This is a genomic window from Methylomonas subterranea, assembly GCF_024505185.1.
Classification (GTDB): domain Bacteria; phylum Pseudomonadota; class Gammaproteobacteria; order Methylococcales; family Methylomonadaceae; genus Methylomonas; species Methylomonas subterranea.
Map to the genome: position 1 here is coordinate 1 of NZ_JANIBJ010000090.1, position 1,189 is coordinate 1,189.

Annotated in this window: 1 protein-coding gene; it reads right to left on the bottom strand. The window is 53.2% G+C overall.

Annotated features, from left to right (window positions below):
• Positions 1-151 precede the first annotated feature (151 nt).
• Positions 152-1,114 carry an IS5 family transposase gene (locus NP590_RS20400; RefSeq protein ID WP_256604584.1) on the bottom strand — a complete coding sequence of 321 codons (963 nt, stop codon included), beginning with the start codon at positions 1,112-1,114 and terminating at the stop codon, positions 152-154.
• Positions 1,115-1,189 lie beyond the last annotated feature (75 nt).

Here is a 1,189-nt window from a genome sequence, read left to right on the forward strand (position 1 = left end):
GGAATCGCTGAACAAATCATAAACCCAGCCATTCCCCTCTGCAGAAACACAGTTTTTTAAAAAACGCGGCGGATTGGTTGGGCAAATAGCCCAAATCCCCCAATGTTCTTGCCATCTACCGTGTTCGGGCACACGGTAGACGGATTTCGGCCTAGGCCGCCATCAATTGGCGGCGCAACAGATATAAATTCGCCAAGCCCACCAGCCAATTCACTTGGGCGGTGTTCTTCTCCAAGCCCCGGTAACGGGTCTTGCGAAAGCCGAACTGGCATTTGATGATTCGAAAAATGTGCTCGACTCGGGCCCTGACCGACGAGTATTTGCGGTTGCGCTTACGTTGGCTACTCGATAGGTTTTTGCCGGGCTTGCGTTTGTCGTTGACGCACCAGCTTAGCCCCAGATGCCGCGAGCCTTTTTTGTAATCGTCGCTGGTGTAACCGGCGTCGGCAAAGATCACTTGATCTTCGTCGCGCAGCAGCTTGGGCAATTCCACGATGTCGGCGGTGTTGGCCGCTGTGACGGTCACGCTGTGCACCGCACCCGAATTGACGTCGGCGCCGACGTGGATTTTCATACCAAAATACCACTGGTTGCCTTTCTTGGTCTGGTGCATCTCGGGGTCGCGTTGTTGCTCTTGATTCTTGGTTGAACTGGGAGCGTGAACAATCGTGGCATCGACCATGGTGCCCTTGGAGACCAATAGGCCTTGATCCTTCAGATGTTCGTTGACCGTCGACAGCAGAACTTCGGTCAGCTTGTGCTTTTCCAGCCAATGACGAAAGTTGAGAATGGTGGTTTCGTCCGGCAGCGCTTCGGTGACGCTACCGAAGCCGGCAAAACGACGGATGCTGTCGATTTCATACAGTGCGTCTTCCATTTGGCGATCCGAGTAGTTGAACCATTGCTGCATGCAGTGGATGCGTAACATGCGATTCAATGGCATCGGTTGTCGGCCTCGGCGACCACTTTGCGGATAATGCGGCTCCAGCTTGGCTAACAATAAGACCCAAGGCACCACTTGTTCCATTTCCACCAGAAATTTTTCCCGCCGGGTTTGGCGTTTTTTGCTGGCGTATTCAAGTTCGGCAAAACTGGTTTGGGTCGGTGTGTTCATCGGCTAGTCCAGGCTACGATCAGGTAGGCTCTATTATCTCATCTCTCGGCGGGGGATTTAATCAGCGATTCCCTA